Raw genomic sequence first — 17702 nt, 5'->3', positions numbered from 1 at the left:
GGGGCACGGCGTCAGCCGCAGCCGCCCGCGGTGTCCTGGTCCATCGAGCCGATCCGCTCCCGCAGTTCGCGCGGGACGCCGAGCAGCGGGTCCTCGCCCCACTCGGTGTCCACCAGCGGGTACGCGGTGGTCGGTGCCGGTTCGCTCGCGGCGGCCTTCGCCGCGGTCGCGGTGGTCGTCGTGGTCATCGGTGCCTCATCCCTTCGCCGTCGTGCCGGCCAGCGCCTCGTCCAGCGCGGCCAGGAAGTCGTCGAGCCGGTCGAGGCCCCAGAAGCGGTGCCGGCCGACCTTGAAGTACGGGACGCCGAAGACGTCGTCCTCGTAGATGCGCATGAGCGCCCGTACGCCCTGCTCGCGGATGTGCGGCTCGTCGGGGGCGCCGGTCAGCGCCGCGCCGTCGAGGCCCGCCTCCTCGCAGACCCGCAGCAGCGTGCCGGGGTCACAGATGTTCTCGCCGCGCTCCCAGCGGGCCGCCATCACGGCGTCGTAGTAGGCGCGTTCGACGCCCAGCTCGCCCGCCTTGAACCAGGCCAGGTGCGGCAGGTCCCACCACTCGTCGCCCTTGTCGATGGGCCACTTCATGGCGTAGCCGTACTTCGCGGCCAGGCGCTTGGTGTCGTTGAGGATGTACAGGTGCTTGGCCTTGCTCATGGCCACGTAGTGGAACTCGCCGCCCGCCGCCTCCAAGTCCGCCGCGCTGCGCGCGTCCGGCTCGGAGAACGGCACGAACTCGATGAGCTCCCGGGCGTCCGGCCGCGTCTCCTCCAGACGGCGCAGCGCCATCCAGCTGAAGGGGCTGCGCAGGGAGAAGTACAGCCGCGGGGGCCGGCGCGGGCTCATGCGGCACCTCCGCGCAGCGCGGTCTGGACCTGCTCGTCCAGGACGGCGACGGTGCCGGCCAGTTCGCCGCGGCTGATCGCGTAGCCGTGCATGATCGTGGCGGTCGCGGCGCGCTCCAGGCGGTCACCGCGCCGGACGTAGCAGTCCATGCGCGCGGTGTACATGGTGTCGCGCAGGATCTCGTCCACCCGGAAGACGGTGTGGACGGTCTCCTCCATCCAGATGTCGCCGAGGAGCTGGACCCGCGCCCGGGACACCACGGGGATCCAGCCGCGCTCCTCCAGGAGCCGCCCGATCGCCAGGTCCCGCGAGTGCAGGTAGCGGTCCACGACCTCCTCCAGCGTGCGGATGTACGCGGAGTGCTGGAGCCGGTCGGAGAAGTGGCAGTAGTAGTAGGGGGCCCGCCAGTCCCACAGGTAGGCACCGGAGCCCTCGGGCGCCAGCACGTCGGCGACCTCCTGGCCCTCGGCGATCGGCAGGCTCCCGGCGGCGCTGTTGTGCAGCGCGGCCACCTCGGGGACGACGTACGGCTCCAGGAAGGCGGGGACCGGCTCCGAGCCCGAGCCGTCCTTGACGGTGACGAGGGCGGCGCGGACCTTGCCCTTGAGCACGGTGACCGTGCGGCCCTCGCGCTCCACGGTCAGCGACACGGCGAACGGCGCGCCCTGGCCGGGCTTCGGCGTCGCCGAGACCACGGTGGCGTACACCTGCTCGCCGACCTCCAGGGCCACCGGCAGCTGCACCGAGGAGTCGACGATCTCCAGGCCGAGACCGTAGGTGTGGTAGAGGGTCCTGGCGTCCACGCCGCGGTCCGCGAAGTACTGCAGGACGGCTTCCTCGGCCAGGTACATGAAGTGCTTGAAGCCGATCCAGGTACGGATGTTGGCGCCTTCGTAGCGCGGCTGGCCCACGTAGCTGGTGGGCTCGCCGTCGAGCAGTTCGGGCACGGCGGGATCTCCTTCGGTGGTGTGCGGGGTCGGTGCGAGGGCGGCGGCGAGGAACGCGGCGGTCTCCCCGCTCATCCGCTCGGTCTGCGCGACGTGGCAGAAGTGCCCGTAGGCGGGGTGCAGGCGGACGGTCGCCGCGGGCATGTCCCGGTCGAGGGCGGCGGCCCGCATGGGTGTCAGCGACTCGTCCCGGGTGCCGGCCAGCACGAGCGTCGGCACGGTGACGCGGGTCAGGTCGAGCAGCCCGGACTGCGCGAACTCCTCGTAGAACACGGGGAATCCGCCCGGTACGGCGCGGTCGAGGAGCTTGCGCACCATCAGGCGGCGCACCTCGGGGTCCAGGGCCTCGCCGCGTGCGCCGAGACCCAGCCGCAGTCCCTCCACGATCACCTTGCGCAGTGCGGCGAGCGAGCGGGTGCGCAGCTCGGGCGTGAGCGGGAAGTCGGCGGGCCGGTAGAAGGGTGCGGCCAGGACCGCGGCCTCGATCCCGGGCCGCACGTCCTCGCCGGAGAGGTACTCCAGGATGGCGTTGGCCCCGAACGAGTGGCCGAGGAGCGCGACGGGCGGTTCCGGCACCAGGTCCAGCGCGCGGCTCAGCCACTGGCCCGGCGAGCCCTCGGGCCGCCAGGCGTAGGAGTTGCCGCCGTGCCAGGGGAGCTGGAGCGCGTAGGGCCGGTAGCCGGGGAGCCGGCCGGCGAGGGGGCGCCAGCACCCCCAGGAGTCCTCGATGCCGTGGGCGGCCACCAGCGCGGGACCCTCCCCCGGCCCGCGCCAGACCTCCAGGCCGTCCCGCTCGGCCACCTTCGTCCAGGTGCTCACGCGAGGGCCTCCGCCCGTCGTACGAGGGTGAGGTGCGTGCCCGCCCAGCCGTCCTCCGCGTCTCCGCAGCCGACGGCGACCGGCGTCTCGCTCGGGCCGACGGCGGTGAGACGGGCGGCGGCCACGGCGAGCCGGACGACACCGGCAGCCCCATAGAAGTCCCCGGGTTCCGCGTGGAAGGGGGTGACCGGTCCGGCGGCCCGTACGACGGGGCCGATCCGCAGCCCGTCCGGCCGCTGCCACGCGCCCGGCAGGCCCAGCAGCAGGCAGCCGGCGGCGGCGGTCAGCGGGGCGGGGGCGTCCTCGCGCAGCGCCGCGAGCCGTACCGCCACCGGGTCGGCGGGCTCCACGCCCACCACGACCGCGCGCCGCGCCCGGCCGGCCCGCACCAGCCGCGAGGCGAGGGCCACCGCGTCGAGTCCCGCGGTGGCGCCGCTGCACACGGCCAGGTTGGGGCCGGTGAAGCCGTACCGGATCGCCACCGTGCTCGCGATCACGTTGCTCGACGCGTTGGGCGCGTCCAGCACGCTGACCACGGAGCCGGAGCGCTCGCGCATGTCGCCGAGGACCGTGCACACGGTCTCGACGTTGCCGAGGTTCGAGGCGACGACCACGGCGGTGCCCGCGGCGTCCGGGACGGGCCCGGCGAGGGGGCCGGGCGGCAGTCCGAGGGCCCGGTGGACCGCGCACAGCGCCAGCCGCGTCGACGGCTCCTTGCCGAGGAGCCCCTTGCGGCCGAGCACCTCCTTGGCGTCCTCGGGCCGGCAGGCCGGTGTCTCCGGCGAGCCGGGCAGGTCCGCCGCGGACAGTCCGGGCACGTGCACGGCCCAGCCGTCGAGGGCGAGTTCGCGGGTGTCAGTGCTCATCGCAGGCCTCCACGACCGTCACGGCGTTCACTCCGCCGAAGCCGAACGCGTTCACCTGGGCCAGCCGCGCCCGCGAGGGCCGCGGCTCCCCGTACACGAGGTCGAGCTTCTCGGCCTCGGCGTCGGGCCTGCGCAGACCGGCCGTGGGTGGTACGACGCCGGTGCGCAGCGCGTCCACGGCGACGAGCAGGCTCATCAACGCGGCGCCTCCGGAGGTGTGCCCGACGGAACCCTTGATGCCGGTGACGGGCGGGCCGTCGGTGCCGAAGACCTCCAGCAGCGCCCCGGCCTCGGTCGGGTCGTTCAGGGCGGTCGAGGTCCCGTGGGCGAGGACCAGGCCGATGTCGTCCGGGGTGACACCGGCGCGCTCGTGCGCGTCCCGCATCGTCGCGACGATCCCGGCCCGGTCGGGGGCGGTCTCGTGGTGGGCGTCGCAGCCGAGGCCGACGCCGTGCACGAGCGCCGACGGCCGTCTGTCGCCGGTGAGTCGCTCCGCCCGTTCCAGGACCACGGCGACCGCGCCCTCGCCGAGCAGCACGCCGTCGCGGTCGGCGTCGAAGGGCCGGACCATGTCGGCCCTGACCGCGCCGACCCGGCCGATCATGGTGAGCATGCTCTCGGTCATGGTGTCGCAGCCGGCCGCGACGACCGCGTCGGCCTCACCGAGTTCGAGCATGTCCGCGGCCAGGGCCAGCGCGTAGCCCGAGGCGGCGCAGGCGTTGGCGATCGTGTGCACCTCGGTGACGTCCGGGGCGACGGAACGCACCGCCTCGGCGAAGTGCAGCTCGGCCAGACGCAGCGGGACACCGTCGGCGTACCACTGCTCCACCGCGCGCAGCTCCCGCAGGCCGGTGCCGACGAGGACCGCGACCCGGCGTCGCGCCGGGTCCACGCCCGCCTCCTTCAGCGCCCGCTCCACACAGCGGGCGAGCCACCGTCCGGCCAGCCGGGGCAGGCCGGGCGGGGTCTCCTCGTCGTCGTCGATCGAGTAGGCGTTGGCGACGTTCAGCCTGGCCGGGTCGCCGCAGCGCAGCGGGGACACGCCGGAGCGGCCGTCCCGCAGTGCCTGGAGCGTCTCGTCGAGATCGCCCAGGCACGTGATCATCGCGCTACCCGTGATGGCGGTCGGCACGGCTCCACCCCCTGACCACGGCGGCGCCGGCCGCGCCGTCACCGCCGAGGGTGGTGATCACGGAGATGTCGCCGTCACGCGCGGGCTCGGCCCGGTGCCGGGCGATCAGCGCCGCCAGCTGGAACGCCCCCGAGGCGCTGAACGCCTCCCCGGTCACGTCCTTGACGCGCAGCCGCTCGGGTCCGGCGCCGAGGACCGCGGCGACGGCCGCGTCCTCCGCGTCGTCGTAACGGGGCATGCCGCTGGTCGCCGTGGCCACCGCGGACACCTGGGAGGGCTCCACCCCGGCCCGCTCCAGGGCCCGGGCCAGACAGGCCGTCAGACCCGCGACGAAGGTGCCGTCGGTGCCCGGCGGGTCGTACACGCCGGTTTCCACGGCGAGCACCTCCGCGTCGGGCCGGCGCCCCGCGGCGCGCACCGCCTCGGCGCTCTCCACGACGAACACCGCCGCGCCCTCACCCGGCGGCAGTTCGCCGCCGTCGGTGGACTGCGCGTAGTGCACCGCCCAGGCCGACTGCGGGCTGAACTCCTCGACGCAGCCCGCCAGCAGGGCGTCCGCGTAGCCGCAGCTGATGAGGTTGCGGCTGTAGCGCAGCACGTTGAGCATCGCCAGCGGGCCGCCCGCGATGGTGGCGTTCACCCCCTGGAGCCCGTACCGGATCGCCGCCTGCCCCGCCGCGCAGTTCATCACCGCGTTGGGGAACAGCAGCGGGTTGACCAGGTAGGGCCGGTCCTGGACGAACGTGTCCCGGCTGTAGTCGCTGGTGGACTTGGCGCTGCCCGCGGTGGTGCCCAGGGTGATGCCGATACGGGCCCGGTTGCCGTCGCCGACCTCCAGGCCGGTGTCGGCGAGGGCGGCCTGGCAGGCGACCATGCCGAGCGAGGTGCTGCGGTCGAAGAAGGAGGTCCCCTTGCGGCCGAGGAAGTCGCGGACCTTGAAGTCCACCAGCGCGTGGGCGTCCGGGCGCGGCAGCGGGTCCTCGAACATCCCGGACACGTCCGCCGTGGCGGACCTTCCCGCGGTGAGGGCGCCCACCAGGGCCTCGGTGCCGATGCCGGCGCCGGACAGCACGCCGAGACCGGTGATGGCCAGGACGGCCGGAGTGGTGGGCGGGGTGGTGGCGGACAGCTCGGCTGCCGTCGCCGTCATGAGTACCTCCCGAGCATGACGATGGCGTTGTTGCCACCGAACGCGAAGCCGTTCACCTGGGCGATGCGCACGTCCGCGGGCCGTGCGGTGTTGGGAACGGGGTCGATCAGGGGCATGGCGGGGTCGGGGGTGCTGTAGTTGATGGTCGGCGGCAGGAACGACCCCGTGATGCCGAGCACCGACGCGATCGCGCCGAGGCCGCTCGCGGCGCCCATGGTGTGGCCGAGCATCGACTTGGTGGAGCTGATCGGCGGCGGGCTGTCCCCGAAGACGTCGACCACCGCCCCGGCCTCCACCTGGTCGTTCGCCGGGGTGCCGGTGCCGTGGGCGCAGATGTAGTCCACGTCCGCCGCCTGGACCCCGGCGTTGCGGTGGGCCAGGCGCATGCACTCGGCGATGCTGTCCCGGTTCGGCGCCACCATGTGGTTGGCGTCGCAGTTGACGCCGTAGCCGAGCACCTCGGCGTGGATACGGGCGCCCCGGGCCTGCGCGGACTCCAGGCTCTCCAGGAACATGGCCGCCCCGCCCTCGCCGGTGATGATCCCGGACCGGTTCTTGTCGAAGGGCGAGCACGCCTTCTCGGTGAGGGCGCCGAGCCGGTAGAAGCCGGCGTGCGACCAGCGGCCGACCGAGTCCGCGCCGCCGGCGATCATGTAGTCGGCCTCGCCCGTCCTGATCAGGTCGTAGGCGTAGCCGAGCGCGTAGTTGCTGGCCGAGCAGGCGGTGGAGAGCGTGACGGCGTCGCCCGTCAGCCGCAGCTCCCGGTTCACCGCCTGGGAGAGGCGGGCGCTGGAGACCTGGCGGACCAGGTTGGCGTCCAGGCCCTGGACGCCGGCCCGCAGTGCGTCGCCGGTGAGCCGTTCGAGCACCTGCGACTCGCCGCCGGTGGTGCCCATGCTCGACCCGGCCCGGGAGGCGGCCAGTTCCTCCTCGTCGATCCCGGCGTCCGCGACCGCGAGACGGGCCGCGGACGCCGCGAACAGGCTGGTGCGGCCCCACTCGTCGACAGACAGTCGCCGGACCATCTCCTCCGGCCGGAAATCGTGCACCTCGCCGGCCATGAAGTAGGGGAAGCCGCTGGAGTCGAAGCAGGCGATCGGGGACACCCCGTTGACGCCCGCCCGCAGCGACTCGCCGTAGGCGGACGCTCCGATACCGATGCTCGACACAGGCCCGAGGCCGGTGATGACTACCCGTCGCATGGGGTCAGTCCTGCCAGCCCGCGTGCTGCCCCAGGATCCGGTGCACCTCGGTGAGGTTGACCATCTTGGGCAGTTCCGACTGCGGTATCTCGACCTTGTACTTCTTCTCCAGGCGCGCCAGGATCTCGATCGCGCGCAGCGAGTCCGCCTCGTGGTCCTCGACGAAGAGGCTGGTCTCCGTGATTTCCTCCGGCTCCAGCTCGAGCACCTCGGCGACGATCTCGCGGATTTCGTCGAGCTGCTCCTGCTTGGTTCCGTTCGACATACTGGAATTCCTCCCGTGGGAAATGCACTGGTTACTTGTCAACCGTCGGACGCCGGAACGGATTTCCGATTCCCTTGCCATGACACTAAGAGCCGGTCCGCCCGCCGGACCAGCAACCATGGGCGTTCACAATTACGGCGCCGCGTCCGGACAGCAGAAAGGCGGAGGCCGGCGACCCGAGGGTCACCGGCCTCCGCCTGATCCGTCCGCGGGCGGCAGCGGGGGAACGGACGACCGGCCGACGGATACGGAATTCCCGCCCGCACTCCGAACGGCGGGATATTCCCGGGGACTTTCTAGCCGTTGACACGAACAACCAGCAACATCACGGCAGGAAGATGCCGACATTCCCCCGCCGGACGACAAGCGCGTGCACCATACGGACGGCGACGGCAGCTTTTTTCCCGCAGGCGACGGAGACGAGTGACATGGCGACGGCGGACGTGTGGTGGTGGCGCATACCGGTGCCGTTCGAACCGGCCGACCTCGCGCTGCTCAGTCCCGCGGAGCGCGCCCGCGTCGACCGTGCGCGCACCCCGCGCGCCAAGGCGTCCGTCGTCGGCTCCCGCGCGGGCGTGAGGCGGGCCCTCGGCGTCCTGCTGGGGGCCCGGCCCGAGGACATCGAACTGGGCCGCGCGGCCTGCCCGTGCTGCGGCGCCCCCGACAAGGGGCCACCGGTCGTGCTGCGTCCCGCCGCCGCGCCGCACATCAGCATTTCTCACGCCGACGGCTGCGCGGCCCTCGCGGTGAGCGAGCGCCTCGTCGGCGTCGACGTCGAGCGCCGGCGCGCCCTGGCCACCACGGAGCTCGCGTCCGTCGCCCTCTCCCCCGCGGAGCGGGCCCATCTGACGTCCCTGGCACCGGGCCCGGCGCGCGAGGCGGCCTTCCTGCGGTGCTGGACCCGCAAGGAGGCCGTCCTCAAGGCCGTCGGCATCGGCGTCACCACCGACCTCACCCGGCTGGAGAGCGACCCGGCCGCACCGGGCCCGGTACGCGTCACGGCGGGCGCCCGCCCCGGCGACACCCGCCCGTGGTCCGTCACCGACCTCCCGCTCCCCACCCCCTGGACCGCGTCCCTGGCCGTAGCGACGACACCCACCGCCCCGAGGCCCCCCGAAATCCGCCTGCACGGTCCCCTGACACCGCGGGGCGACGACGGCTGGCCGTGCCCGCCATACCGGCCCGCTGAGCGCGGCGGAACAGCTCCCTGCGGCGATGTCAGTGCCGGCGCACACAATGCGCGCCATGAGTGATCACTACGAAGTCGTCTTCTCGTGCTTCCTGAGCGACGACACTCCGGTCTCGGTACTGGCGGCACTGCGCTGGCACATGGGCATGGACGACGAGTGTCCGGACGACCTGGACCCTGAAGACCATCCTTACCCGTCACTTCTCCCGGGAAGCAGCCGTCTTCCCGGCGGTGACACCGTGTCGCTCCGCCGCACCGTGCAGGAGATCACGGGTTCGGGAGAGCGCTACGAATGGGAGCTGTTCGCCCGCCTCTACTGGGTCGATGACCTCAAGCTCCACCTCGACGCCCTGTTGGAGCTGATGGCTCCTCACATCGCGCGCGAGGGCTACGGCGGCCACATACGCGACGAGTACGACACAGACGTGAAGACCTTCAACTTCCACGACGGCACATATGACCACGTTGACATCTGAGTCGGGGTTCCGCCGATCCTGATGGCCAGAAACCCCACCTTGCCTGCCTGACGTTGCCGGATGGCGGCACAGTTCCACGAGTTGCCGGTGCCGGAAACGCACCCTCCCGCGCGCCGGCCCGAGGCGTACGGTTGCCCTTGGGGCAGCTGGGGGTGATCGGCACCGGGACCGTCACGAGCGGTCCGGGACGAATACGGGGTGACGATCGTCTACCTGGTGATCGCCGCGTCGGCGGTCGCGGCCGTCCTGACGGCCGCACTGACCGTGCTGGTGCGCCGAGAGCGGCGCCGGAGCGTCTCCGGCCCGGACGGGCACCGCATCGAGACGGCGGCCACGCAAGCCCTGCGCGACGCCCGCCGCCAGGCCCACGCCCGCCAACACTTCAACGACGGCGGAGGCATCAGCGCCCTACGGGACCGCGACTCCTCCTCGTAGGGCTCCGCCGAGCGAGCGCCCCCGCCGATGTCACCTTCGCACGCTGCGCGGTGCGGCGTGCCTAAACGGGGCTCGTTGGCCGCTCGCCGATCCGACTGCGACCGCTTCGGTGCACCATCGTTCGCCGCCGTTGATGTCAGCCGGTGATGTCAGTCTACGAGCTATGCGCTAACAGCCAACTCCCTTGCGTCTGGCGAGCTTGGGCTCTCGCCTGCGACACGGGAACAGGATCAAGGGTCTACCGCTGATGAGTCCTCCCCGGGCGTCAGTTAAGTTTCCGGTCTCGTAGACGGAGGGAGATGCTGTGCCGGAGCACTTGGGGCCGCTGGAGCTTGTGGGGGCCCGCTGGGTGATCGGGGATGCGACGCGTAAGGACGGCCTCTCCCTTCTGCTTACGCCTGAAGGGCTCGAACAGCACCGGCGCGGAGAGACGCCAGCTTTGGTCTCCACTGAGTGGACCCAGCTCATGGAGTTGAGGATGCGGGCCGCGCACCAAAAGTGGCAAGCCAGCCCTGGCGCAGGCATTTTCGGAGGCTTTCAGCCCCGTGCCGACTTCGGCCGTGACGGCTGCTCCCTACACGGCATCCGGCGTGACCCCTACGAGCCATGGTCGGTGCGGTATACACATCACGAACGTCGCTATAAGGGTGGCCACGTCATCGTGCTCAAGACACAACCGCTCGATCGTGGCCTGTCGGCTCACTGCTCGACTCGGCCACCGTTCCATCCATGCCTTCTGTACTGGGCACGCCTCGAGGAGCGGCCGACCTCGCCGAGTCCCTTCTTCCGCAGCTCGGGAACCGGTGGCTGCACACGCAGACTGTGGCCGCTCGGGCTCAGGGAGCCACTGCCGCTGTGGCCGAAGCTGACCGGGATCTCCTCGTCGCTGCCGCGTGGCTGCACGACATCGGCTACGTACCCGAGCTGCAGAAGACCGCGTTTCATCCCCTTCACGGTGCCCGGCACCTCGAATCGCTGGACGCACCGGCGCGTCCTCACCACCCGCACCGGCCGCCCGATCGACCCGCAGAACATCAACCGGTCGTTCTTCCGCATCACCGACGCCGCCGGCCTTTGCCGCATCCGTCTGCACGACGCCCGCCACGGCTGCGCCACGCTTCTCACCGCGGCCGGTGTCGCGCCCCGGGGTCGTGACGGAGATCCTCGGCCACGGCCAGATCGGCATCACGATGGACGTCTACACGCACGTGCCGTCCGACACGCAGCGCGAGGCAGCCACATGGACCGCCTGCTCAGGCGCCGCATCGACCGGGAGTGAACGCCCGCATTCATGTCACCCCCGAACGCCGAACGCCCCGGACCGTTCCGTCGGCCGGGGCGTTCGCGCTGTTCAAGACAAGAGCCCCCTGTCGGATTCGAACCGACGACCTTCGCTTTACAAGATCGATGACGTCCAGGCAGTACTGGGGCGCTGCCCGACCGTGCTGGCCATGCCAGACCACACACGCGTGCTGACGTCCCAGGCTGTTGATGTCACTCGTGGATGTCAGAACAGCGCAACCAAGATCGGTCAGCGGACCACGGAACGGCAACGGTAGGTGCGGCTGCGGACCGGCCGGGTGCCTTAAGAGTCTCCCGGCTGTCGGTGCCGACTGACGGCACCCATGATGACCTTGATCGCAAGCCCGAGGATGACGAGATCAGCGATCATCTGCCCGGTGACCACGCGCCGAGCTACCTCGCTCTTAGCCGTGATGTCGCCGAAGCCGACCGTCGAGAAGAGGGTGACGGCGAAGTACAACCCGTCCGTGTGCGTGAGGGGCCCACCGAAGTTGCTGGTTGACATAGCCGCCATGACGACATAGGTGCTGGCGAACAGAAGCAGGAACAAGGGAACGCTAATGGCCAAAGCTTCGGCGGCCCTCAGTCCAGGGAACGGCGAGCGGATGATCGAGCGGACCTGAAACCCGACCAGGGCCACAAACGCCGCCAACCCGATGACCAGCATCGTGACGGCGAACCAGGGCGAGGAGTGATCTAGGGGCAGCAGAAAGTACAAGGTCATCAGAACGGTGACGCATCCCGCGATCCGCAGAACAGCCCGCACGATCATGCCGCGCGGGGGCCTGGTGGGGCCAGCTCCGCCAGTCATTGGTCGCGAGGCGTGTGGGAGGACTCGTCGACGGCGGCGCGCACCCAATCGTGGGCACTGCCAGGTTCAAGGGCGGCGAGGAGCTCTGTGAGCGAGCCATCCCAACTGTCTCTCGCGCGTTCGGCCGCTGCTGTGACGACCATCTGCCGTGTTTCTGTGTCCTTGCAGCGAACCAGTGTGATGGCGGCATGAGGGCCGGCCTCTGCGAGGATCCTCTGCGCGTGTTGCGCGTTGGTTCCGACGTGCCGTTTACGCACTTCAGCGGCGTGTGCCCCCACCTTTGCCCCCTTCAGCGCGGAGAGCAGCCCCATGAAACCGATCATCCAGGAGATGGAGATGCGGAACAGGGCACTGGCAAGACCGTTGGCCGTGAGCACGCGGGACTGGGTCAGGCTCAGCGAGCCGTCAGCGTTTCCTCTGATCACCACGGCATTCGTGCTGCCCTTGCGGGCTTTCCTGCGGAAGCCTCGTCCGAGCGACGCCAGCATGCGTTCGGCGCGATGGCGGTTGTCGAAGCTGGCGATGACTACCGAGTCCTGCCCAGATTGCGCGACCGAGGTGGTCTCCGACGTCATGAGAACGTCCTTCGCAGCCGAGTGACCGAGATCAAGGCCTGATTGAGGTCACAGCCAGGTCCGCTCGTTGGGCTTGCTATCCCATTTTAGCTGTTCAGGCGCCTACCGCTCTCTTGATCATGGTCAGCGGGGCCCGCTCCTCCGGGGACGCATCGGGAACCAGACCGCGCGGTCGGCGGAGCGGCTTTGGGCTGGAGCTGCTTTGGGGCGAGTGATCATGGCCCCTTAAGCTTCCGGCGAGTCGGGCAGTCAGTGGACCTGCCCGTTAAAGCACGACGTTGGGCCATGATCTTCGAGGCTCGCAGCTCGGGAACCGGTGGCTGCACACGCAGACTGTGGCCGCTCGGGCTCAGGGAGCCACTGCCGCTGTGGCCGAAGCTGACCGGGATCTCCTCGTCGCTGCCGCGTGGCTGCACGACATCGGCTACGTACCCGAGCTGCACAAGACCGCGTTTCATCCCCTTCACGGTGCCCGGCACCTCGAATCGCTGGACGCACCGGCGCGTCCTCACCACCCGCACCGGCCGCCCGATCGACCCGCAGAACATCAACCGGTCGTTCTTCCGCATCACCGACGCCACCGGCCTTTGCCGCATCCGTCTGCACGACGCCCGCCACGGCTGCGCCACGCTTCTCACCGCGGCCGGTGTCGCGCCCCGGGGTCGTGACGGAGATCCTCGGCCACGGCCAGATCAGCAACACGATGGACGTCTACACGCACGTGCCGTCCGACACACAGCGCGAGGCCATCAGCCGCATGGACCGCCTGCTCAGGCGCCACATCGACCGGGAGTGAACGCCCGCATTCATGTCACCCCCGAACGCCGAACGCCCCGGACCGTTCCGTCGGCCGGGGCGTTCGCGCTGTTCAAGACAAGAGCCCCCTGTCGGATTCGAACCGACGACCTTCGCTTTACAAGAGCGGCGCTCTGACCAGCTGAGCTAAGGAGGCCCGCACGCGTGCGTGCGGTGCTGCGTGCGAGCACGCCCGAGCAGTGTACCCACGTCACAGCGGGGGTCCGTCGAAAATTTCCTCGAACTTCATCGGCCTCGGACTACTGACAGATCCGGTGAACGCGGGGTAGCGTCCTGACCCAGTTCACTCGTGTGGACTACACCACTATGGAACGTTCCGTAGTGGATCACCACCTTTACAACGGATCGTCCGGCACGTTCCTGCCGGTGAAGGGGGCCCCTCACCATGGCCACTGTCTCGTTCGACAAGGCGACCCGGATCTACCCGGGTTCCGAGAAGCCCGCCGTCGATGCTCTGGAGATCGACATCGAGGACGGCGAGTTCCTCGTCCTCGTCGGTCCCTCCGGCTGCGGCAAGTCCACCTCGCTCCGCATGCTCGCGGGGCTCGAGGACGTGAACGCCGGCGCCATCCGCATCGGTGACCGCGACGTCACGCACCTGCCGCCCAAGGACCGGGACATCGCCATGGTGTTCCAGAACTACGCGCTGTACCCGCACATGACGGTCGCCGACAACATGGGCTTCGCGCTCAAGATCGCCGGCGTCAACAAGGCCGAGATCCGCCAGAAGGTCGAGGACGCGGCGAAGATCCTCGACCTCACCGAGTACCTCGGCCGCAAGCCGAAGGCGCTCTCCGGCGGTCAGCGCCAGCGCGTCGCCATGGGCCGCGCCATCGTCCGCGAGCCCCAGGTCTTCCTCATGGACGAGCCGCTGTCGAACCTCGACGCCAAGCTCCGCGTCTCGACGCGTACGCAGATCGCGAGCCTGCAGCGCCGCCTCGGCATCACGACCGTCTACGTCACCCACGACCAGGTCGAGGCCATGACCATGGGCGACCGCGTGGCGGTCCTGAAGGACGGTCTGCTCCAGCAGGTCGACTCCCCGCGCAACATGTACGACCGTCCGGCGAACCTGTTCGTCGCCGGCTTCATCGGCTCCCCGGCCATGAACCTGGTCGAGGTCCCGATCACCGACGGCGGCGTGAAGTTCGGCAACAGCGTCGTGCCGGTCAACCGCGACGCGCTCAAGGCCGCCGCCGACAAGGGCGACCGCACGGTCACCGTCGGCGTCCGCCCCGAGCACTTCGACATCGTCGAGCAGGGCGGCGGCGCCGCGGCGTCCTCCCTCACCAAGACGACCGAGGACGCCCCGGCCGGCCTGGCCGTGTCCGTCAACGTCGTCGAGGAACTCGGCGCCGACGGCTACGTCTACGGCAGCGCCAAGGTCGGCGACGAGCTCAAGGACCTCGTCGTCCGTGTCAGCGGCCGCGCGGTCCCGGACAAGGGCGCCACGCTGCACGTCGTCCCGCGTCCGGGCGAGACCCACGTGTTCTCGACCTCCACGGGTGAGCGCCTCTCCGACTGAGGCCGCTCCAACCCCCCGTAGAGAGTGAATTCACCCAAGTTGACGAGAAGGGCCCCGCAGCCTGCTGCGGGGCCCTTTCCGTTGTCGACGAATACCCCGGCAGAGCGGTCATTTCGATACGTGTACGTCAACACGTCACCTGAAATCCTCCCTCTTCCCGTCCCCCGAACCGGTGACTAAATGTCGCCAAATCATCACCCCGCGCTACCCTCACTCGCGTGAAGCACTCCACCACTAACCAACGGACCCGGCGTGGCCGTGGCCCCGCCCGCCGGATCGGCCGCACCCTCGCCCTCGTTCTGCCTGTCGTCCTGGTGCTCTCCGGGACCCTCGCGGTCACCCGAGTCAACTGGTCGGGGAATTCCTCGGACTCGGTGCTCACCGCCTCCTCGACGGACGTCTCCAAGCGTCAGTCCTCCCGCGCCCCGCAGGACGTCCTGCGGGACAGACTCCTCATGGAGCTCCAGGAGAAGGACCCGGGTGTCGCGCTGACCCACCTCCAGCAGGCGGTGAACGGCCGCCCGTCGCTGGCGAGGCACTGCTCGTCGATCGCCCGCGCCCTCGGCCGGGCCGCCGTGCGCGTGTACGGCCCGACGCGCGCCCAGTCGTTCTCCCGGCCCGTCTGCGACACCGCCTTCGCATCGGGGGTGGCCCACGGCCTCGCGGCCCGGTAGACCCGCCCCGGACCCCGTACGAGTAGGTCCGGTTACGGAACGATTGCCGCTCGGAACCTTCGACGGGGCGCCACGTACAGTTCGGGCATGACCGATCCGAACGCCGCGTCGCGCCCCGTTCAAGCCGTTGTCCTGGCCGGCGGCCAGGGGTCACGCCTGCGCCCCTACACCGACGACCGGCCCAAGCCGATGGTCGAGATCCCCGGCACCGGGACCCCGATCATCGGCCACCAGCTCGTCTGGCTCGCCGAGGAGGGCGTGACGGACGTGGTGGTCAGCTGCGGGCACCTCGCCGAAGTGCTGCAGAACTGGCTCGACTCCGCCGATCTCCCGGTCAACGTGAAGACCGTCGTCGAGACGGAGCCCCTCGGCCGCGGCGGCGGCCTCAAGTACGCCGCCGCCCACCTCCCGCACCCGGACAAGCCCTGGTACGCGACGAACGGCGACATCTGGACCCGTTTCTCGCTGCGCGACATGGCGGACTTCCACACCGAGCGCGACGCGGTCGCGACCCTCGCGCTGGCCCGTCCCCGCATCCCCTGGGGCGCCGTGAAGACCGACGGCTTCGGCCGCATCACGGACTTCATCGAGTCACCGCCGACGCAGCACGAGATCAACGCGGGCGTCTACGTCTTCTCCCCCGAGTTCGCCTCCCTGCTCCCGGAGCGCGGCGACCACGAGCGCACCACGTTCCCGCGCCTGGCCCGCGAGCGCCGCCTGGCCGGCTTCCCGATCCCGCAGGGGGCCTACTGGCGCGCCATCGACACCGCCAAGGACCTCAGCGAGGCTGCCAAGGAACTGGCGGCGCTGGGCCGCTGAGGTCCTCCAGCGCACGGCGGGCGGCCCACGGCCGCCCTCGGTCCCGTACACGCCGACGGCCCCGCACACCCGGTGTGCGGGGCCGTCGGCGTGTGCGCCGCGGGGCGTCAGCCGAGGAGGCCGCCCACGAGACGGTCGGAGCCGCCGGAGCCGCCGCCGCTCGACGTGCCCCCGGACGCACCGCCCGAGCCGCCGGTGCCGCCGGAGGTGCCGCCGCCCGAGGTCGGACCCGAGGTGGTGCTCGGTGCCTGCTGGGCGGGGGACGACTGCCGGGGCGGGGCCTGGCCGGTGCCCTGGGTCTGGGTGGGGGCGGTGCCCGTCGTGCCGGGCGTCGCTGCCGCACCGGGCGTCGTGGCCGCGCCAGACGGGGACGAGGAGGCGTCGCGGGTCGGCGTCTGGGAGGCGGACGGACGGGCCTTGTGGTGGCGCTTGCCGGGCTCTCCCGGAAGCGGGGAACCGGGCAGCTCGTTGCGCGGGGCCTCGCCGGGACCCGGGACGACGACCCGGTCGGCGTCGCGCACGGCACCGCCGAGGAGCGAGCCGACGAGCAGGGTGAGTCCGACGACGACGGTCGTGACGAGCGCGCCGCGGCGCAGCACCCGCTGCCGCAGCTCCCAGATGTCCGCGCGGGGACCGAGCCTGCGCCAGGCCTCCCCGGCGAGGCGCCCGTCGACGGAGTAGACCGGGGCGCCCGCGGTGATCAGCGGGGACCAGGCGGCGAGGTAGATGATGTCGGGAGCGTCGTAGACCGGCACCGTCTTCCAGCTGACGGTGAGCAGCAGGGCGGCCGACAGTCCGGCGCCGACGACGGCGGCGACGCGCTGCCAGAGCCCCAGGATCGTCAGGACGCCCACGACGACCTGGAGGAAGGCGATGACGAGTCCGGCGCCGACGGGGTGCTGGAGGGCGAACTGGCGCAGCGGCTCGGCCGCCTCCCACGGGTGCAGGGAATTGAGCCACTTGACCATCGAGCCGCGCTTGCCGCCGTCGAAGTAGACGGGGTCGCAGAGCTTGCCCATGCCGGCGTAGATGGAGATGAACCCGAGGAAGACGCGCAGCGGGAGCAGGACGACGCCGAGGTTCATCCGGCGGCCGGGGTAGTACGCGTGCCGGACCGGGTCCGCGCCGTGGCGCTTCGCCGGGGACGCGCCGTCCTGGTCGAGGTCCCGGTCGAGGTCCTCGTCGAGGTCCTGTTCCGCGAACTCGGTGTCGGCGTAGGCCGGTTCGTCGTAGGTGCTGCCCACCTGGCGCATGTGCGGCAGGAGCCGTGTCTCCCCGGCGACGGGAGACCGCTGGCTGCCGACGAGCGGCGTCTCGACCGTCTCGACGGTCATGTCGGCCTCGTAGCCGTCCTGTTCGCCGAGGCCGACGACCGGGATGACCTGGGTCGCGCCGGTGTCGCCCGACGACTCCTCGCCGTGGCGCACGCTCGTACTGCGCGCGGCCTGGAGCAGCCGGGTGGCGCCCGTGTCGTCGGGCGCGGACTTCCCGCTCCAGACGACGGGGGCGCGACGGCGCGTTCCGGCGGCCGAACCGCCCGCAGCCGCACCGCCCTTACCGACGAAGGGGGTGCGAGCGGTGGCCTCGGCGGAGCTCAGGGGCTGCGCGATGCGCGGGGATCGGGGCCGCGTCGACTCGCCTAGCCGCACGCGGAAGCTCGCGTGATTGACGATGATCTGCGCCGGGTCGCTCGGCACCTTCACCATGCTCAGCGCGGGAGCGTCGTCGTATCCCGACGAGCGGTCCCCCGTGGGTGTGCGGGGTGTTCTGGTGTCCACACTCATCTAACCGAGTGACGTCTGTTTAGGACACTGCTTTGACCCGGCCGATCTGTCCGGACCGCGTCAAGGTCATCCGGA

At 71.0% G+C, this 17702-nt stretch carries 17 protein-coding genes, 1 tRNA gene and 4 pseudogenes; 10 read left to right on the top strand and 12 right to left on the bottom strand.

Features of this window, described 5'->3' with window-relative positions:
• Positions 1 to 11: 11 nt before the first annotated feature.
• The 8 genes from ACZ4VA_RS36930 to ACZ4VA_RS36895 are packed head-to-tail and all read right to left on the bottom strand — an operon-like array spanning position 12 to position 7221.
• Positions 12 to 188 (bottom strand): hypothetical protein, encoded by a 177-nt coding sequence (locus ACZ4VA_RS36930; RefSeq protein WP_355786041.1) that lies wholly within the window; start codon positions 186 to 188, stop codon positions 12 to 14.
• Between the two features lie 7 nt (positions 189 to 195).
• Positions 196 to 840 (bottom strand): 2-hydroxychromene-2-carboxylate isomerase, encoded by a 645-nt coding sequence (locus ACZ4VA_RS36925; RefSeq protein WP_355786038.1) that lies wholly within the window; start codon positions 838 to 840, stop codon positions 196 to 198.
• On the bottom strand, positions 837 to 2606 hold the full coding sequence (locus tag ACZ4VA_RS36920; protein WP_356242972.1) for a serine aminopeptidase domain-containing protein: 1770 nt from the start codon (positions 2604 to 2606) through the stop codon (positions 837 to 839). Before ACZ4VA_RS36920 ends, ACZ4VA_RS36925 begins: the two co-directional genes overlap by 4 nt.
• Positions 2603 to 3472, bottom strand: a complete 870-nt coding sequence (locus tag ACZ4VA_RS36915) for a beta-ketoacyl synthase N-terminal-like domain-containing protein (RefSeq protein WP_355786032.1) — start codon at positions 3470 to 3472, stop codon at positions 2603 to 2605. Before ACZ4VA_RS36915 ends, ACZ4VA_RS36920 begins: the two co-directional genes overlap by 4 nt.
• Complete coding sequence (locus ACZ4VA_RS36910; protein WP_355786029.1) at positions 3462 to 4604, bottom strand: beta-ketoacyl synthase N-terminal-like domain-containing protein; 1143 nt, start codon at positions 4602 to 4604, stop codon at positions 3462 to 3464. The genes ACZ4VA_RS36915 and ACZ4VA_RS36910 overlap by 11 nt, the downstream gene beginning before the upstream one ends.
• Complete coding sequence (locus ACZ4VA_RS36905) at positions 4582 to 5754, bottom strand: beta-ketoacyl synthase N-terminal-like domain-containing protein (RefSeq protein WP_355786025.1); 1173 nt, start codon at positions 5752 to 5754, stop codon at positions 4582 to 4584. Before ACZ4VA_RS36905 ends, ACZ4VA_RS36910 begins: the two co-directional genes overlap by 23 nt.
• Positions 5751 to 6956, bottom strand: coding sequence for a beta-ketoacyl-[acyl-carrier-protein] synthase family protein (locus tag ACZ4VA_RS36900; RefSeq protein ID WP_356169556.1), 1206 nt, complete (start codon positions 6954 to 6956; stop codon positions 5751 to 5753). The genes ACZ4VA_RS36905 and ACZ4VA_RS36900 overlap by 4 nt, the downstream gene beginning before the upstream one ends.
• Before the next feature lie 4 nt (positions 6957 to 6960).
• Positions 6961 to 7221: an acyl carrier protein gene (locus ACZ4VA_RS36895; protein ID WP_121402202.1), complete on the bottom strand. Its 261-nt coding sequence runs from the start codon at positions 7219 to 7221 to the stop codon at positions 6961 to 6963.
• A 428-nt stretch (positions 7222 to 7649) separates the two neighbouring features.
• Here ACZ4VA_RS36895 and ACZ4VA_RS36890 point away from each other — a divergent pair, with 428 nt between their 5' ends.
• The 5 genes and pseudogenes from ACZ4VA_RS36890 to ACZ4VA_RS36870 form a co-directional block, all read left to right on the top strand.
• Entirely contained in the window at positions 7650 to 8474 is an 825-nt protein-coding gene (locus tag ACZ4VA_RS36890) for a 4'-phosphopantetheinyl transferase family protein (protein ID WP_356169560.1), read from the top strand.
• The gene (locus ACZ4VA_RS36885) at positions 8467 to 8886 is read left to right on the top strand and encodes a hypothetical protein (protein ID WP_355786052.1); all 420 of its coding nucleotides are present in this window, start codon (positions 8467 to 8469) and stop codon (positions 8884 to 8886) included. Before ACZ4VA_RS36890 ends, ACZ4VA_RS36885 begins: the two co-directional genes overlap by 8 nt.
• Positions 8887 to 9084: 198 nt before the next feature.
• The gene (locus tag ACZ4VA_RS36880) at positions 9085 to 9321 is read left to right on the top strand and encodes a hypothetical protein (protein ID WP_468084189.1); all 237 of its coding nucleotides are present in this window, start codon (positions 9085 to 9087) and stop codon (positions 9319 to 9321) included.
• A gap of 729 nt (positions 9322 to 10050) precedes the next feature.
• Positions 10051 to 10329, top strand: a pseudogene (locus tag ACZ4VA_RS36875) (HD domain-containing protein); the annotation flags it as partial.
• Positions 10313 to 10600: pseudogene (locus ACZ4VA_RS36870) on the top strand (tyrosine-type recombinase/integrase); the annotation flags it as partial. The pseudogenes ACZ4VA_RS36875 and ACZ4VA_RS36870, both read left to right, overlap by 17 nt.
• Before the next feature lie 306 nt (positions 10601 to 10906).
• On the opposite strand, the gene ACZ4VA_RS36865 reads toward ACZ4VA_RS36870, so the two are convergent.
• Positions 10907 to 11395, bottom strand: coding sequence for an ion channel (locus ACZ4VA_RS36865; RefSeq protein ID WP_389393002.1), 489 nt, complete (start codon positions 11393 to 11395; stop codon positions 10907 to 10909).
• 35 nt (positions 11396 to 11430) lie between these two features.
• A complete protein-coding gene (locus tag ACZ4VA_RS36860; protein ID WP_389393003.1) occupies positions 11431 to 12009 on the bottom strand; it encodes a hypothetical protein in 579 nt (192 codons plus the stop codon).
• 335 nt (positions 12010 to 12344) lie between these two features.
• Between ACZ4VA_RS36860 and ACZ4VA_RS36855 the strand changes: the two are divergent.
• Together ACZ4VA_RS36855 and ACZ4VA_RS36850 are read left to right on the top strand one after the other, a co-directional pair.
• Positions 12345 to 12533 (top strand): annotated as a pseudogene (locus ACZ4VA_RS36855) (HD domain-containing protein); the annotation flags it as partial.
• Positions 12514 to 12805 (top strand): annotated as a pseudogene (locus tag ACZ4VA_RS36850) (tyrosine-type recombinase/integrase); the annotation flags it as partial. The pseudogenes ACZ4VA_RS36855 and ACZ4VA_RS36850, both read left to right, overlap by 20 nt.
• Before the next feature lie 82 nt (positions 12806 to 12887).
• On the opposite strand, the gene ACZ4VA_RS36845 reads toward ACZ4VA_RS36850, so the two are convergent.
• Positions 12888 to 12961: transfer RNA gene (locus ACZ4VA_RS36845), tRNA-Thr, on the bottom strand.
• 249 nt (positions 12962 to 13210) lie between these two features.
• Here ACZ4VA_RS36845 and ACZ4VA_RS36840 point away from each other — a divergent pair.
• The 3 genes from ACZ4VA_RS36840 (at position 13211) to ACZ4VA_RS36830 (ending at position 15843) form a co-directional block, all read left to right on the top strand.
• Positions 13211 to 14350, top strand: a complete 1140-nt coding sequence (locus ACZ4VA_RS36840) for an ABC transporter ATP-binding protein (RefSeq protein ID WP_355786058.1) — start codon at positions 13211 to 13213, stop codon at positions 14348 to 14350.
• 218 nt (positions 14351 to 14568) lie between these two features.
• Positions 14569 to 15024 (top strand): hypothetical protein, encoded by a 456-nt coding sequence (locus ACZ4VA_RS36835; RefSeq protein ID WP_355786061.1) that lies wholly within the window; start codon positions 14569 to 14571, stop codon positions 15022 to 15024.
• 87 nt (positions 15025 to 15111) lie between these two features.
• Positions 15112 to 15843, top strand: coding sequence for a nucleotidyltransferase family protein (locus tag ACZ4VA_RS36830; RefSeq protein ID WP_355786064.1), 732 nt, complete (start codon positions 15112 to 15114; stop codon positions 15841 to 15843).
• Between the two features lie 107 nt (positions 15844 to 15950).
• Here ACZ4VA_RS36830 and ACZ4VA_RS36825 read toward each other — a convergent pair whose 3' ends face one another.
• A complete protein-coding gene (locus ACZ4VA_RS36825) occupies positions 15951 to 17627 on the bottom strand; it encodes a DoxX family protein (protein ID WP_468084186.1) in 1677 nt (558 codons plus the stop codon).
• Positions 17628 to 17702: the final 75 nt, after the last annotated feature.

Source organism: Streptomyces sp. NPDC028308 (genome assembly GCF_055565855.1).
The sequence above is the reverse complement of the archived record's forward strand: the minus strand, read 5'-3'. Positions and strand labels throughout refer to the sequence as shown.